The sequence below is a fragment of the Acinetobacter sp. UBA6526 genome (assembly GCF_002434875.1).
Classification (GTDB): domain Bacteria; phylum Pseudomonadota; class Gammaproteobacteria; order Pseudomonadales; family Moraxellaceae; genus Acinetobacter; species Acinetobacter venetianus.
This window is the reverse complement of record NZ_DJLC01000246.1, coordinates 1-14,321: the sequence shown is the minus strand read 5'-3', so window position 1 is coordinate 14,321 and position 14,321 is coordinate 1. Positions and strand designations below refer to the sequence as shown.

The following is a 14,321-nucleotide window of genomic DNA, read 5'->3' as shown; positions in this document are numbered from 1 at the left end:
TTTATTTTACTGCATCTGCAACTTCTTTAAGCATCGTCTTCATCCCATCCAAGCCATTATTCATTAAATACCAGTTACTCGAATCGAGATAGACAATATTGCCGTTTTTCGCAGCTTTGGACTCATTAATAATCTTGTTATTCAATACGCGCTTTGCACCTTCCTGATTTTCAGTAATTGCTGCACCACGATCAATGACAAACAGATAATCTGGATTTTTTTGGGCAATAAACTCATGTGACACCGCCATACCATGCAGCCCAACCTTGATTGAAGGATCTGCTGGTGTAAATCCATACAAGTCATGAATATTACCGAAACGCGAACCTGGGCCATAGGCAGCGATCTTGCTGTTATTCACCAGAATCACCAAAGCCGTTTTACCTTTAGTCTTGTCTTTTAATGTAGCAATATCTTTTTCCAAGCTTTGTAATTGCTGCTCAGCATCAGACTTCTTGCCCACCATTTCAGCAATATTCAAGGTTTGCTGTTTAAAAGAGTTGAACTGATCGTTGTAATCCACATCGACAAAGTAAGTTGGCGCAATCTGCTTGATTTGACCCACCAGATTTTCCATTCGGCCACTCATCAAGATCAGCTCAGGCTGACTGGCTGCAATTTTTTCCAGATTCGGTTCTTTCACTGTCCCTACATCCAGATATTTACCTTCACTGAAATTTTGCAAGACTTTCGGCAACGGTGTTCCTTTTGGCAAAGCAACCACTTTATCGTCCGCGCCCAAAGCATGAATGGTATTTAAAGCACTAGTATCGAGTACAGCAATACGCGATAAATTCGCTGGAATGGTAATCTGCCCTGCCTTGCTGTTAAAGTTTAAGGTTTCATGTGTAGCAGCAGTATGACTGTTCTGATTTGCCGAAGGTGTGTTGGAATTGCCACATGCAGCCAATGCCACACTCAGCATCATGACTGGCAATGTTTTTTTGAAACGCATAACGAACTCCTAACTAATAAAATACAAACCTAATTTATGTTGCTGAACCTGCTGGATCGGAATATGGAAATCAAAAATATCTTGCAAAATATGTTCATCCATCAACTGTTGAGGATGCCCTTGATACACCAATTCACCTTCTTTCATGGCAATAATGTGATCGGCATAAACAGAAGCAAAATTAATATCGTGAATCACCACGATGATCGATTTGCCATGATTCTCGGCCAAATCTTTTAAGACCCGCATAATCTGTGAAGAATGCTTCATATCAAGATTGTTTAAGGGTTCATCAAGCAAGATATATTCGGTGTCCTGAGCCAGAATCATGGCGATATAGGCGCGTTGTCGCTGCCCACCCGACAATTCGCTGATTTGTCGGTGTCTTAAGGCTTCCAGATCCATATAGGCAATTGAGCGATCAATCACCTCACGGTCTTCCTGTGTAAGGCGACCTTGTGAATATGGGAAACGTCCGAAAGCAACCAGATCTTCAATACTGAGGCGCAGCTCGGTGTGGTTAGACTGTTTTAAAATCGCCAGTTTTTTGGCAATGTCAGCACTTTTCATCTGTTGCAGATCTTGCCCATCTAGCAAAACTTGACCTTGATCTGCTTCAATTAAGCGGCTCATCATCGAAAGTACAGTACTTTTACCTGCACCGTTTGGGCCAATAAACGCCGTAAACCGTCCTTTGGCAATTGTCAGGGAAAGCGCGTTTACCACACGCTGCTGTTGATAGCTTTTACTTAAATTCTTGAGCTCTATTGCCACTTTTTATTTTCCTTCAATAAGATCCAGAAGAAATAAATTCCACCGACAAAATTAATAATCACACTGAGCGTTGTTTTGAAATTCAGTACATGCAGAACCATGAATTGCCCAAGCATTAGACAAAGAATGCTGACCAGAATAATGCCAAGCAGTAAGATATGATGTTGATGGGTTTTGAACAGTTCAAGAGTGATGTTGAGTACCAATAAACCGAGGAACATCATTGGGCCCGCTAACGCTGTTGCAGAAGCCAGTGCCAATACCACCAGAATCAACAGCAAGCGGCTGGTCTTGTCATAATCCAGCCCTAAATTCAGCGCATGATCTCGTCCCAATGCCATCACATCGAGCTTGTGATAGTGCTTCAGGCTATAAAATAAAATCGGCACAATGGTCAGCAAGGACAGCCCCACGGTTTCCATTTTCACGACATTAAAACTGGCAAAACCAGCATAAGCCGCGATCTGAAATTCATCTGGATCTAGCAGAACCTGAAAGAACGTGGTCATGTTGTTGAATAAAGTCGAGCAGATCAGACCAACAAGCAGGAGGAAATAGATATTTTGCTGTGCGACTTTCTGGAAAATAAACCGATATAGCAGTAAGGCAAAGGTCACCATTAACAGCAAACTGATCAGATAGTCGATGACAAAGTTCAGTGACAATAACGTACTGGCACCAAAGAAATAGATAATCGCAGTCTTGGAAAGTTCGTATAACTTATCTAATCCTAAAGCCTGTGGTGTCACCACCCGATTATTCACAATAGTATGGAAAACCAGAGTCGAAACACCGACTGCAACACCCGCCACGATAATGGCAGCAACTGTTTTTAAACGTAGATTCAGGGCATATTGCCATGCCACACCTAAATTCCAGCCGAGGTACAGTGCAATCGTTGCAATCACCAATACAGCCAAAACGATCAGCTTGGTTTTATGAGGCATAACGATATCTCCTGAGTAGTAACCACAGGAAAATCACGCTTCCCACCACACCCATAATCAGACTGACAGAGACTTCATAAGGGAAAATTACCACTCTGCCAAATACATCACAGAGTAGAACCAGCAAAGCACCCAACAATGCAGTATGCGAAAGCGTTCTACGGATATTGTCACCCAGATACAGACTCACCAGATTCGGTACAATCAATCCAAGAAATGGAATCGCGCCCACAGTGACAATCACCACACCCGTAATGACCGAAACCAGTAGTAGGCCAATAAAAAGGGTCTGCTTATAATTCAGTCCAAGATTCGTCGCAAAATCCTGCCCTAACCCAGCCAAAACAAAACGATTGGCAAAGATATAAATCAGAATCAGAACAGGCACGCTGAGATAGATCAGCTCATATTGACCATTTAAAATGGTGGAAAAATCCCCTTGCAACCAACCTGCTAAGTTCTGCAATAAATCCAGTTGCAGCGCAATAAAGGTGGTAAATGCAGAAATGATACTGCCAAAAATCATCCCCACCAGTGGAACAAAAACGGTATCACGATGCTTTAAAGTCGCCAGAATACTCATAAATGCCATCGCACCAATGAGCGTTACGACAATCGCAAAACCAGTTTTAATAAAGATTGAAGCACTTGGCAGTAAAATAATCGAAACCAATACACCCAAACGTGCACAGTCATATAGACCTGCGGTGGTTGGAGAGACAAAGCGGTTGCGACTCAGTGACTGCATAATCAAACCACAGACACTTAGACCTGCACCCGCCACAATAATCGCCATCAAACGGGGTAAACGACTGGTCCAAAACAACTGCCACTCTTGAGGATTGCCAGTCCAAAGACCAGCAAGACTCATCTCTCCCACACCGACAAATAAAGAAATAAATGCCAGTGGAAGCAATAATAAAATCAGGTAACGCCGCTTAATCATGTTGGGAGAACTTCATAGGATGCGTAAACTTAAAATAAGCTTAAAAAAAGATAGATAATAAGAAACTATCACAAATGATAAAGATTATTGTTAACTTTTTTAAATAGATCTTAATTTCTATTAAGTAAAACTTAATTTTCAAAGCTTTTATTTTGAATATAAAAAGCTCTAAGCATCTACACTGCCTATTTTTAACTTGATAAACTATAAAAATGATTAAGAGTTTTAAGCTTAATTCTGATCTAAATTTCTATGATAAATCTTTGAATTATTCAGCAAGATTTTCACCGCAATAAGGACAGTAATGTTTCTTTCCCTGTTTTTTGTCTTGCTCTTCAAGCAAATGTTCACGCATGAGTTGTACAATAATCTCGTGCATTTGCTCTTTAGGTAAACCTACACGCTGCCTTAGTTTTTCAAGCTCTGCTTGATTATGTAATACATCATTGCCCTGTGCTTGTAAAAGCTCCCTAAATTCTTGTTCTAATTTCTGATTTCTTTGATTCAACTCATTTGCCAAACCAGAAGCCAAAATACCTGCTGGCAATGCCGCTATACCAACCCCGAGAATAGTGATCAAAGCACCGAGAAACTTACCCATACTGGTAACAGGTGTTACATCTCCATAGCCTACCGTTGTTAAGGTAACAACCGCCCACCACATGGCTTTTGGAATAGAGCTAAACGCTTCAGGCTGAGCTTTATTTTCGACAACATAAATTCCAGATGCAGCCATAACGATCATAATCACAAGAATGAAAATAACTGCCTGAAACGAGCCTTTTTCACGTTTTATGACTCTGAGTAAGATTTGCAAAGAAACAAAATAACGCGTGAGTTTCAGGAGTCTCAATAATCGGAGGATACGTAATACGCGTAAGTCGATATGTACAAAGAAGTTAAAGTAAGCAGGTAAAATAGCAATTAAATCAATAATTGCTCCACCACTTTTTGCCCATTTCCAGCGCTGGCTCCATGCGGAATCTGTCGGATCATTTTCAGCAACACTCCAAAATCGCAAGAAATATTCAGCAGAAAAGATCACGATCGAGGTAAACTCGAACATATCAAAATAGTTTCTATAAGCAATATAGACTTCTGTGATCGACTCCAATATAACCGCAGCGACATTTCCAACGATCAGAAAAATAAGGAAATAGTTCACACATCGACTAAAAGTGGTTTGATAGTCATCATTGTGCAAATTGTTATAAACAAAAAGGCGTAATCGTTGTAACGAAAAATTAGTCATATCCTACTTATAGTTATCTCAAGCTTTTAAAAATGTAACACGTTGCTTGGTTGTTTGATAAGTGATTTATGCATTGATTGATCTATAACGCTCTATAAACAAAACTCTGTTTGAATCAATCTAGCTAATGCTTTGATAATAGAAACTTAACGGTTGCTTCTTTAACGATACTTTCATAAAGAACTATAAATTTTATTAAACCCATGATAACAAGGGGAAAACAAATGGGATTCAAACCTATCCCTACACTTATTTCTTTATTTCTTACATTGATTATTTGGTTTGCCATTCCTGTACCAGCTGGTGTTGATCCAAATGCTTGGCATTTATTGGCAATGTTTGTTGGTGTGATTGCTGCCATTATCGGAAAAGCGATGCCGATTGGTGCGATTGCAATCATTGCAATCACCTTAGTTGCCGTCACTGGCGTAACGAATGATAGCCCATCTGGCGCAATCAAAGATGCTTTGAGTAGCTTTGCAAATCCATTGATCTGGTTGATTGGTATTTCAATCATGATCTCGAAAGGCTTGCAGAAAACTGGGCTTGGTGCACGTTTAGGATATTTATTTATCGCTGTGTGGGGTAAAAAAACCATCGGTATCGGATACAGTATGGTACTGTCTGAACTAATCCTTGCTCCTGTAACGCCAAGTAATACAGCACGCGGTGGTGGAATTATCCATCCGATTGTACGTGCAATTTCTACCAGTTATGACTCTGATCCAGCCAAAGGCACTGAGGGTCGTATGGGGAAATTTTTATCTCTCGTCAATTATCAAGCCAATCCAATTACCTCTGCAATGTTTATAACCGCAACCGCCCCAAACCCATTGGTGGTTGATCTTGTTGCTAAAGCGACAAATAGCGAAATTTCATTAAGCTGGAGCACATGGGCAATCGCAATGTTAGTTCCGGGTCTGATTGCTTTAATTATCATGCCTTTGATTATGTATTGGATGTATCCACCTGAAGTCAAAGAAACACCCAATGCCGCACAGTTTGCGAAAACCAAACTCAAAGAAATGGGTTCAGTGAGTAAAGATGAAATCATTATGCTTGGTGTTTTTGGAATATTGTTGCTGTTGTGGGCAGGTATTCCTGCGATGATTTTTGGTGCTTCATGGGCTGTTGATCCAACAGCAACTGCATTCATCGGTTTAGCATTATTACTACTTACAGGTGTTTTGACTTGGGATGATATTCTGACGCAAAAAAGCGCGTGGGATACCATTACTTGGTTCGCTGCTTTGGTGATGATGGCGACTTATTTAAATAAGCTTGGTTTGATTACTTGGTTCTCGGGTTTACTTGAAAGTAGTATCGGCTCATTGGGGCTAAGTTGGATGCCTGCCTGTTTATTGTTAATGCTCGCATATCTGTATGCCCATTATATGTTTGCTAGTACCACGGCACACATCACTGCCATGTTTGCAGCCTTCTATACGGCTGGACTTGCACTAGGTGCGCCACCGATGTTATTTGCCTTAATGATGGCAGCAGCGTCAAGCATCATGATGACCTTAACCCATTATGCAACGGGTACGTCACCTGTGGTATTCGGTTCGGGTTACACCACACTGGGTGAATGGTGGAAAGCTGGTTTTGTCATGAGTGTTGTTAATATCATCATCTTTGTGGTAATTGGCGGACTTTGGTGGAAAATGTTGGGTTATTGGTGACTTCCCACAAAAAATTAATTTAAAAAGCCATATCAAACTTAAATCTGATATGGCTATTTTTTTACATCGAAGCATCTAACCAAAAATTAATAAAACTAAGTTATTAAATTTCCACAACACAAGTTTTATAATTTTTTCAACAATTATTGTGCTGTGTAACCACCATCAACCAATATAGATGCACCATTCACAAATGAAGCTTGTTCACTAGCTAAAAATAACACTACATTTGCCACTTCTTCTGGTTTACCTAAACGTCCAATGGGGTGTAAATCGACAAAGTCCTGTTTGTGTTTCTCATCTAACACCGTCAATAGAGGCGTATCGATATAACCTGGGCAAACCGCATTTACACGAATACCTTTTGCTGCATAGTCAACTGCAAGAGATTGGGTCAAAAGCTTCACACCACCTTTTGCAGCTGCATAAGCTGTTACAGCACGCTTACCAACCCAGCTATGAATAGAACCACAATTGACAATGATGCCCTTTTTATTATTTTGCACCCAATATTCAATTGCATATTTATCCAATAGATAGACTGCATTTAAATTAATATCAATAGTTTTCTTCCAGCGTTCAAAATCAAGCTGATCAATTCGAGCATCATTTGCAATTCCAGCATTAGCAAATACGATATCCAAACCAGAAAACCTATCTAAAGTAAAATTAACGAGATCTTTATTTTCTTGCTCGCTACGAACATCAATTTTAAAAAATGCCGTAATAAAACCATTTTTATTTAATTCTTCACTAATATTCTGCCCTCGCTCACTGAGATCTGCGATAACTACTTTTGCACCTTGCTGAGCAAAGCTCTTAACTGATGCCAAACCAATACCACTTGCTCCACCAGTCACGATCACAACTTTATCTTTAAAGCTCATATATTTCTCTTATTTATAATAGGTTCTCGACAATCATAACGGAATGCTTTTAATTCCATATAAGAGTTAGGTGATTAATTGTTTCACGTTATACTTTTACGTTATTTTTCTATTAAATTTAAGCTAATGGTAAAAAGCAGGTTTATCGATCAGCTCACAAAAATCATCATAAGAAAATTCATTCTTATTTAATAATAACAAAATCATGTATAAGTGCCATAAACAATCACCCTTTAATCTAAATAAAAATTCTCTCGACCTATTAAAGCGTTCCATTCTTCATAACTATAAATTTTAAGGTTATTCTGCTGAGTCCCCACTAATAAGAAGCGATCATCCCATGTCAGCACCTCTCTACAATCCTTTGGCTTTACTTTTGAAAATTTTGGGAACGAAGTAGAATCAAAGTGCATCATTCCTACCTCAAGTAGATGCTTTACCTCTTTAGGGTTCTCAGGAATAGAATGAAATACAGGAATACTTTCTATTAATTTTTGAGCAATCTCATGAGGTCTAGAATACAAATCATCTAAATACCATTTCTGATTAGCACTTTTCCATATATATGCATCAAAACTATTTTGCTTAATTAGTAAAGTTTCGGTAATAGCATTTGGATCTTGATACCAAACAATAAATTCTAGATTCTTTGTTGGAATAATTGAAAACATTGGTAATTTTAGATAAGGATATTCTTTGAGTATCCTAGAAAATAATTGTTGAATTGAGCGATCTAACTCTTCAAGACTTTGTTCTTTATAAAGAATATTTTCCAATTCAAGAATATTGTCTTTATATTTAAAATGCTTTTCATTTTACAATAAATAAGGGCTGATTACTCAGCCCTTATTCTAGCTTTTTGCTCAAGCAAATCATAGATTTGCTCTTGTGCTAGGGAAAAACCTTTCGGCTTTTCTTAATCCTAGCTCATTAAGTCAATTGAGCAGCTTGGATTTTCTTAGTATCTACTTGATCAGCTTCTTTGGTATATTCACCCATTTGATCGAAGTTCAAGTATTTATAGATGTCAGCAGAAGCACTGTCGATTTGCGACGCGTACTGTTGATATTCTTCTGGGCTTGGTAATTTACCAAGAACCGCAGCTACAGATGCAAGCTCAGCAGAAGCCAAGTAAACGTTTGCACCTTGACCTAAACGGTTCGGGAAGTTACGAGTAGAAGTCGATACACATGTTGTGTTCGGTGCTACACGTGCTTGGTTACCCATACACAATGAACAGCCCGGCATCTCAGTACGCGCACCAGCACGACCGTAGATGTTGTACATACCTTCTTCCATCAATTGATGCTCGTCCATACGAGTTGGTGGAGCCAACCATAAACGAGTAGATAATGAACCACTTGGCACTTTATCTAACAATTGACCAGCCGCACGGAAGTGACCGATGTTCGTCATACAAGAACCGATGAATACTTCATCAATTTTGTCGCCTTGAACGTCAGAAAGAAGTTTTGCATCGTCTGGATCGTTCGGGCAGCAAAGAATTGGTTCTTTGATGTCAGCAAGATCGATTTCGTAAACTTTTAAGTATTCCGCATCAGTATCAGCTTTTAACAAGCTTGGGTTGTCTAACCACTTCTGCATGTTTTCAGCACGACGTGCAAGTGTACGTGCATCGCCATAACCTTCAGCGATCATCCACTTCAACATTGTGATGTTAGAACGTAGGTATTCAGCAACTTTGCCTTCAGAAAGTGTGATTGAACAACCAGCAGCCGAACGTTCAGCAGATGCATCAGAAAGCTCGAATGCTTGCTCAACTGTTAAGTCATTTTCCATTTCTGACAAGTCGATCTCAAGGATACGACCAGAGAAGATGTTTTTCTTACCTTTCTTCTCTACAGTTAAGTCACCTGCTTGAATCGCGTAGTAAGGAATTGCATGTACAAGGTCACGTAAAGTGATACCAGGCTGCATTTTACCTTTGAACTTAACAAGTACAGATTCAGGCATATCCAGTGGCATAACGCCAGTTGCAGCAGCAAACGCTACAAGACCAGAACCCGCTGGGAATGAAATACCAATTGGGAAACGAGTATGTGAGTCACCACCAGTACCTACTGTATCTGGAAGTAACATACGGTTTAACCAAGAGTGGATAATACCGTCACCCGGACGTAAAGATACACCACCACGGTTCATGATGAAGTCAGGTAATGTATGGTGAGTTGTTACGTCTACTGGCTTTGGATACGCAGCAGTGTGACAGAAAGATTGCATTACTAAGTCAGCTGAGAAGCCCAAGCAAGCCAAGTCTTTTAACTCATCACGAGTCATAGGACCAGTTGTATCTTGAGAACCAACAGTTGTCATCTTAGGTTCACAGTAAGTACCCGGACGGATACCTTGGCCTTCAGCAAGACCACATGCACGACCTACCATCTTCTGAGCTTGAGTGAAGCCTTTGCCAGTGTCAGCAGGTTGTTTTGGTTGACGGAACAAGTCAGAAGCAGGAAGACCTAACTCTTCACGTGCTTTAGCTGTTAAACCACGACCAATGATCAAGTTAATACGACCACCAGCACGTACTTCGTCTAAAAGTACAGGTGTTTTAAGTTCTGATTCAGCGATTTGAGCGCCGTTTTTGAATGCAGTAACTGTCGCTGCTTCTTTATTGATCTTGAGTGTAACTTCGTCACCCATGTTCATGTCAGAAACATCGATTTCTACAGGTAACGCACCAGCATCTTCCATTGTGTTGAAGAAAATCGGAGCAATTTTACCACCTAAGCACACACCACCATCTTTTTTGTTTGGAATGTGTGGAAGTTCGTCACCGAAGAACCAAAGTACAGAGTTAGTCGCTGATTTACGGCTTGAACCTGTACCAACAACGTCACCTACGTAAGCAACTTGGTTGCCTTTCGCGATCAAATCGTTGATTTGAGTTGTAGGACCAACTTCACCTGGTTTTTCAGGGTTGATACCATCACGTTCGTTTTTCAACATTGCAGTTGCGTGCAATGGGATGTCTGGACGGCTCCAAGCGTCTTGCGCTGGAGATAAGTCATCAGTGTTTGTCTCACCAGTTACTTTGAACACAGTGATTTTGATTTCTTCAGCTACGTCAGGACGGCTAGTGAACCACTCAGCATCAGCCCAAGATTGTAAAACTGCTTTTGCATTTGCATTGCCCGCTTTTGCTTTATCAGCAACGTCATGGAACGCATCAAATACAAGTAAAGTCTTTTTCAATGCTTCAGCAGCTAATTCTGCAAGTTCAGCATTGTCAAGAAGTTCAACAAGTGGTGCTACGTTGTAACCACCAAGCATAGTACCGAGTAAGTAAACAGCACGCTCTTTAGTAACAAGTGGAGAAGTTGCTTCGCCTTTTGCAATCGCAGCTAAGAAAGCAGCTTTTACATAAGCAGCTTGGTCAACACCTGCTGGAACACGGTTTTCAAGCAAATCAACTAAATATGCTTCTTCGCCTGCTGGTGGATTTTTTAATAATGCTACTAATTCAGCAGTTTGAGCGTCATCAAGCGGCTTCGGTGGGACTCCGAGTGCGGCACGTTCTGCAACGTGTTGGCGGTAAGCTTCTAGCACGGTGTTATTCCTCTTCTTTAAAAAATTACTTGTAAGTTCCAGCTTTATACAAGCTTTACAAGTAATATGGATAGCAAAATTTTACTAGACTTCGCGTTAAAAGTTAATGCAACTACCGTATTTCTACGTGATGCCCATTATTTTATAGCGAAATGTTCATCTGTTTTAAATACCGCTTTGGTAGTAGCTTAAAGTCCAATAAAACAATGAATTAAATGCATAAAAAAAGACAACAACGTTGTCTTTTCATTTTAACATTAGAATAATTTATAGTTTGGCAATTTATCATGTGGTGTTGCCAAACATTTATCAGTGTATTCTTGCTTTAACTTTTCACGTAATGCTTCTGGATCAGATTTCAATTGATCTGCTGGAATTGCATACACATTTTCAATAATTTCAAAAATGAATTTACGTGTCGTTTCATCTTCGATTTTACCCGCATGTTCTGTTGCTTGTTTCTGTTCAATTCCATTTTGGCGATCTAAAGTAATCGAACGTGCTGCATTCCCCACACTGACGCAATAGCCATGCCATTTTTCTTCAGGTGTTAACGGCTTTTTTTCAGCACAACCAACCAAAGCTAAACCCAATGCAATCAATAGAACTTTTTTCATCATCATACTGCGGCTAATCGAATGCACACATCATACTGAAACTCAGTCATTTTGCAAAAAGATGTTTTTAAAACATGGCTTCCATTAATAAAAGCATACAAATTATTTACTACAATGCATGTTGTTGCCTGTTTTTTGGCATTTACCACCAGTCGCTGACAAATAAGTATTGCCCTGAACTAAGTTGTAATGCTTACCTTTCGTATCCCAACATCTAACCCCATTACAGCTTTTTAATGGAATATTCACCTCTATTTTTGTACTCACAGTGGTATTTTTTGCTGGAGCATTTACTGTTGATTTCACTGTAGTTGAGTTGGTTTTAACCTCATTATTGGATTGAGGTGGAATTACAGCAGTTGGCGGCGATGCCACAGCATTTATTTTTTTCTGCGCAGGATCAAGTTGAGGTTCTTGTTTTTCAGCTGGCGGTGGCGTTGCTGAGTATGTTGTTACACCATGTGCATCAACCCACTTGTAATATTCTTTCGCATTCACATGAAATAAACTACTCAGCATACAAATGCTTACAGTTGCCAAAACCTGACTAAAAGTGACAGATTTCATCTCATTTCTCCAAAAAATGTCATTTATTCTTTAATTTTCAATTACTTATATTAATTGTATCACATTTATTTGCAAAAATAACCACAAACAAAAAACCTGCTTTATCGAAATAAAGCAGGTTTGACTGAAATGGATTAAAAACGCCAATTATAGAATATATCAATCGCCCTTTCTAAAGACTGGCTTGCTTCCAAATATAATCGTCGATTCATTTGATAACGCAATGTAAGTTTGTTCACAGGCGTGAACACGCCAATACCATAACGAATGAATAGATCAGGTGTGATATATCCCGTTAAACTCACTTGTGTATCATCACCTGTTCCTTGTGCATCAAGCGCTAAACCACTCAATCCGAAAGTACGTCCAATTTGATTGGTTAACGCTCGTGTTCCACCAAGCCCCATACTAATACCCGCAGCAGCAATGGTGTTATTTACATCCGACTTAAAGCCTTCGGTATTACTCAAGCCTGTATTACCCTCATTGATTCGACCAGTTAACAATGCATTTAGTGCTTCTTGTTCAGATAAACCTGCATCGTTATAAACCTGTACATTCGGAACGGTTGCTGTACCAGTCACACGTACGCCTACCATGCTGCCTTGGACAGGTTTATTCGCATCTATATCAAGAGTTGGGTTTGCTAATGGCCCATTAAAACGTGCAATTGCTCGATTAAGATCTAAGCTTTGACCATAAGCTTCAATTTTGACTTTTTGACTTACACCAATTGCACCATTGGCACGCATTGCAGTTTCTAAACCACGTTGAGATAAATGTAGACGACCGACTAAAGGAATATTACTTTCAAAGCCTTGGAAGATGACTTGATTTCCTAAAGTCACTGTCATATCTGCACGGATTTCCCAAGGTTTAGCTGCTTTCAAAGTTGCTAATAAATCTTGACCTTGCTGTACGACACGAACATCTGGTGAAACATTAACTACAGTTGCAGAACTTTCTGGCATCGAGATACGAGCACGTGGCACATCAATTGAACCTTTCAAACTTAATTTTTGCTGGAATGGATAAACATCCAAACTTAAATCAGGTTGCACAATCGCAGTGATCATCGGTGCTTGTCGAACCAGTAAATTGTCACCTTTTAATGTTAAAGCTAAATGTGGATCATTTTTCCAATCAAAGCTACCTTTGAGACGCCCTACACCACGACCGCTGTTAAATGCACCATCAATACTTGCTGAGTCTTGGCGAATCGATGAATAAAGCTGAATATTGCTAAGATTCACAGGTAACGAAATCATACTGATCGCACCATTTTTTAATCGCATCTCACCCGTAATCTGAGGCTGAGTCAGCGTTCCATTGACCTTACCAGCGAGTGCCAATGTACCTGACATTGAACGAACATCTTTGATGAACGGTTTGAATACTTTTAGTTGAACATCATCAAATGCAACTTCACCTCGCATCGGCATGTTATTTTGATATGGATTGATAATTACATTGGCATACCCCGTTCCAATATCAGGTGTTTTCATATCAACCCGGAACAACAAACCATCATTCACACTTTTCGCAATCAGACTTAACTCGTCATACGTTACTGTCGTTGCAATATCTTGTGGATCAGCCGCAGCTAAACCAATTTCACCTTTACGTGTGACTAGACTGGCATCGAGTTTTGGTCGACTACCATTTACCCATGAGCCACGCGCATAACCATTTAACTGACCAGTAACAGCTAAACCTTCAGGCATAAATGCTGCAAAGTCATTGAGTTCAAGGTTTTTAGTGACAACAGAAAAGTTACCTTTCGCTTTACTCAAACGTGCTGCTTGATCAAGGCACAGTTGACTATTTGAACTCTGCCAACAATGCTGACCGATATACAGTTCAGACAATGAGGTTGTATAAATGATTGGCACGTTTTGACTTTGCACTAAGTTGACACGACGTGAGCTAAAGTTGCCTTTTTGCAATTGCCCTAACCAATCATTATTTGCATTGAAGCCACCAGCAAGTTGAACATAGAAATTTGACTGGCGATTTTTACTTTCAACTTTTAATAGATGTGCTTTTCGAGTTCCTGCGAGGCTGACAACTGCATTTTCAATTTCTTTATTTCCACTACGTAAATTATCAATTTTTGCAGTCAAT

12 protein-coding genes are annotated in these 14,321 nt (G+C 39.7%); 1 reads left to right on the top strand and 11 read right to left on the bottom strand.

Annotated features, from left to right (window positions below; genetic code table 11):
- Nucleotide 1: 1 nt before the first annotated feature.
- From B4237_RS17025 to B4237_RS17005, 5 genes are all read right to left on the bottom strand, one after another.
- Nucleotides 2-955, bottom strand: coding sequence for a siderophore ABC transporter substrate-binding protein (locus tag B4237_RS17025; RefSeq protein WP_278596449.1), 954 nt, complete (start codon nt 953-955; stop codon nt 2-4).
- A 9-nt stretch (nt 956-964) separates the two neighbouring features.
- On the bottom strand, nt 965-1,729 hold the full coding sequence (locus tag B4237_RS17020; RefSeq protein WP_278596450.1) for an ABC transporter ATP-binding protein: 765 nt from the start codon (nt 1,727-1,729) through the stop codon (nt 965-967).
- Nucleotides 1,720-2,676: an iron chelate uptake ABC transporter family permease subunit gene (locus B4237_RS17015; RefSeq protein WP_278596451.1), complete on the bottom strand. Its 957-nt coding sequence runs from the start codon at nt 2,674-2,676 to the stop codon at nt 1,720-1,722. The genes B4237_RS17020 and B4237_RS17015 overlap by 10 nt, the downstream gene beginning before the upstream one ends.
- Nucleotides 2,666-3,622 carry an ABC transporter permease gene (locus tag B4237_RS17010; protein WP_278596452.1) on the bottom strand — a complete coding sequence of 319 codons (957 nt, stop codon included), beginning with the start codon at nt 3,620-3,622 and terminating at the stop codon, nt 2,666-2,668. Before B4237_RS17010 ends, B4237_RS17015 begins: the two co-directional genes overlap by 11 nt.
- Before the next feature lie 268 nt (nt 3,623-3,890).
- Nucleotides 3,891-4,874 carry an ion transporter gene (locus tag B4237_RS17005; protein ID WP_136458468.1) on the bottom strand — a complete coding sequence of 328 codons (984 nt, stop codon included), beginning with the start codon at nt 4,872-4,874 and terminating at the stop codon, nt 3,891-3,893.
- Between the two features lie 224 nt (nt 4,875-5,098).
- Here B4237_RS17005 and B4237_RS17000 point away from each other — a divergent pair, with 224 nt between their 5' ends.
- The gene (locus B4237_RS17000) at nt 5,099-6,556 is read left to right on the top strand and encodes a DASS family sodium-coupled anion symporter (protein ID WP_278396328.1); all 1,458 of its coding nucleotides are present in this window, start codon (nt 5,099-5,101) and stop codon (nt 6,554-6,556) included.
- A gap of 143 nt (nt 6,557-6,699) precedes the next feature.
- Here B4237_RS17000 and B4237_RS16995 read toward each other — a convergent pair whose 3' ends face one another.
- From B4237_RS16995 to B4237_RS16970, 6 genes are all read right to left on the bottom strand, one after another.
- Nucleotides 6,700-7,443 carry an SDR family NAD(P)-dependent oxidoreductase gene (locus B4237_RS16995; RefSeq protein ID WP_286944073.1) on the bottom strand — a complete coding sequence of 248 codons (744 nt, stop codon included), beginning with the start codon at nt 7,441-7,443 and terminating at the stop codon, nt 6,700-6,702.
- 233 nt (nt 7,444-7,676) lie between these two features.
- Nucleotides 7,677-8,219 carry a hypothetical protein gene (locus tag B4237_RS16990; RefSeq protein ID WP_278596454.1) on the bottom strand — a complete coding sequence of 181 codons (543 nt, stop codon included), beginning with the start codon at nt 8,217-8,219 and terminating at the stop codon, nt 7,677-7,679.
- Between the two features lie 154 nt (nt 8,220-8,373).
- On the bottom strand, nt 8,374-11,013 hold the full coding sequence (locus B4237_RS16985; protein ID WP_278596455.1) for a bifunctional aconitate hydratase 2/2-methylisocitrate dehydratase: 2,640 nt from the start codon (nt 11,011-11,013) through the stop codon (nt 8,374-8,376).
- 257 nt (nt 11,014-11,270) lie between these two features.
- Nucleotides 11,271-11,636 carry a hypothetical protein gene (locus B4237_RS16980; RefSeq protein WP_004880036.1) on the bottom strand — a complete coding sequence of 122 codons (366 nt, stop codon included), beginning with the start codon at nt 11,634-11,636 and terminating at the stop codon, nt 11,271-11,273.
- Nucleotides 11,637-11,732: 96 nt separating this feature from the next.
- Complete coding sequence (locus B4237_RS16975) at nt 11,733-12,197, bottom strand: DUF4124 domain-containing protein (RefSeq protein WP_278596456.1); 465 nt, start codon at nt 12,195-12,197, stop codon at nt 11,733-11,735.
- Between the two features lie 134 nt (nt 12,198-12,331).
- A partial coding sequence (locus B4237_RS16970; RefSeq protein WP_286944071.1) for a translocation/assembly module TamB domain-containing protein occupies nt 12,332-14,321 on the bottom strand: 1,990 nt, incomplete at its 5' end.

What these genes read in the sequence shown, in the direction of transcription:
- B4237_RS17025 (WP_278596449.1), bottom strand. Translation starts at nt 955, where the DNA reads ATGCGTTTCAAAAAAACATTGCCAGTCATGATGCTGAGTGTGGCATTG.
- B4237_RS17000 (WP_278396328.1), top strand. Translation starts at nt 5,099, where the DNA reads ATGGGATTCAAACCTATCCCTACACTTATTTCTTTATTTCTTACATTG.
- B4237_RS17005 (WP_136458468.1), bottom strand. Translation starts at nt 4,874, where the DNA reads ATGACTAATTTTTCGTTACAACGATTACGCCTTTTTGTTTATAACAAT.
- B4237_RS17015 (WP_278596451.1), bottom strand. Translation starts at nt 2,676, where the DNA reads ATGCCTCATAAAACCAAGCTGATCGTTTTGGCTGTATTGGTGATTGCA.
- B4237_RS16980 (WP_004880036.1), bottom strand. Translation starts at nt 11,636, where the DNA reads ATGATGATGAAAAAAGTTCTATTGATTGCATTGGGTTTAGCTTTGGTT.
- B4237_RS17010 (WP_278596452.1), bottom strand. Translation starts at nt 3,622, where the DNA reads ATGATTAAGCGGCGTTACCTGATTTTATTATTGCTTCCACTGGCATTT.
- B4237_RS16995 (WP_286944073.1), bottom strand. Translation starts at nt 7,443, where the DNA reads ATGAGCTTTAAAGATAAAGTTGTGATCGTGACTGGTGGAGCAAGTGGT.
- B4237_RS16975 (WP_278596456.1), bottom strand. Translation starts at nt 12,197, where the DNA reads ATGAAATCTGTCACTTTTAGTCAGGTTTTGGCAACTGTAAGCATTTGT.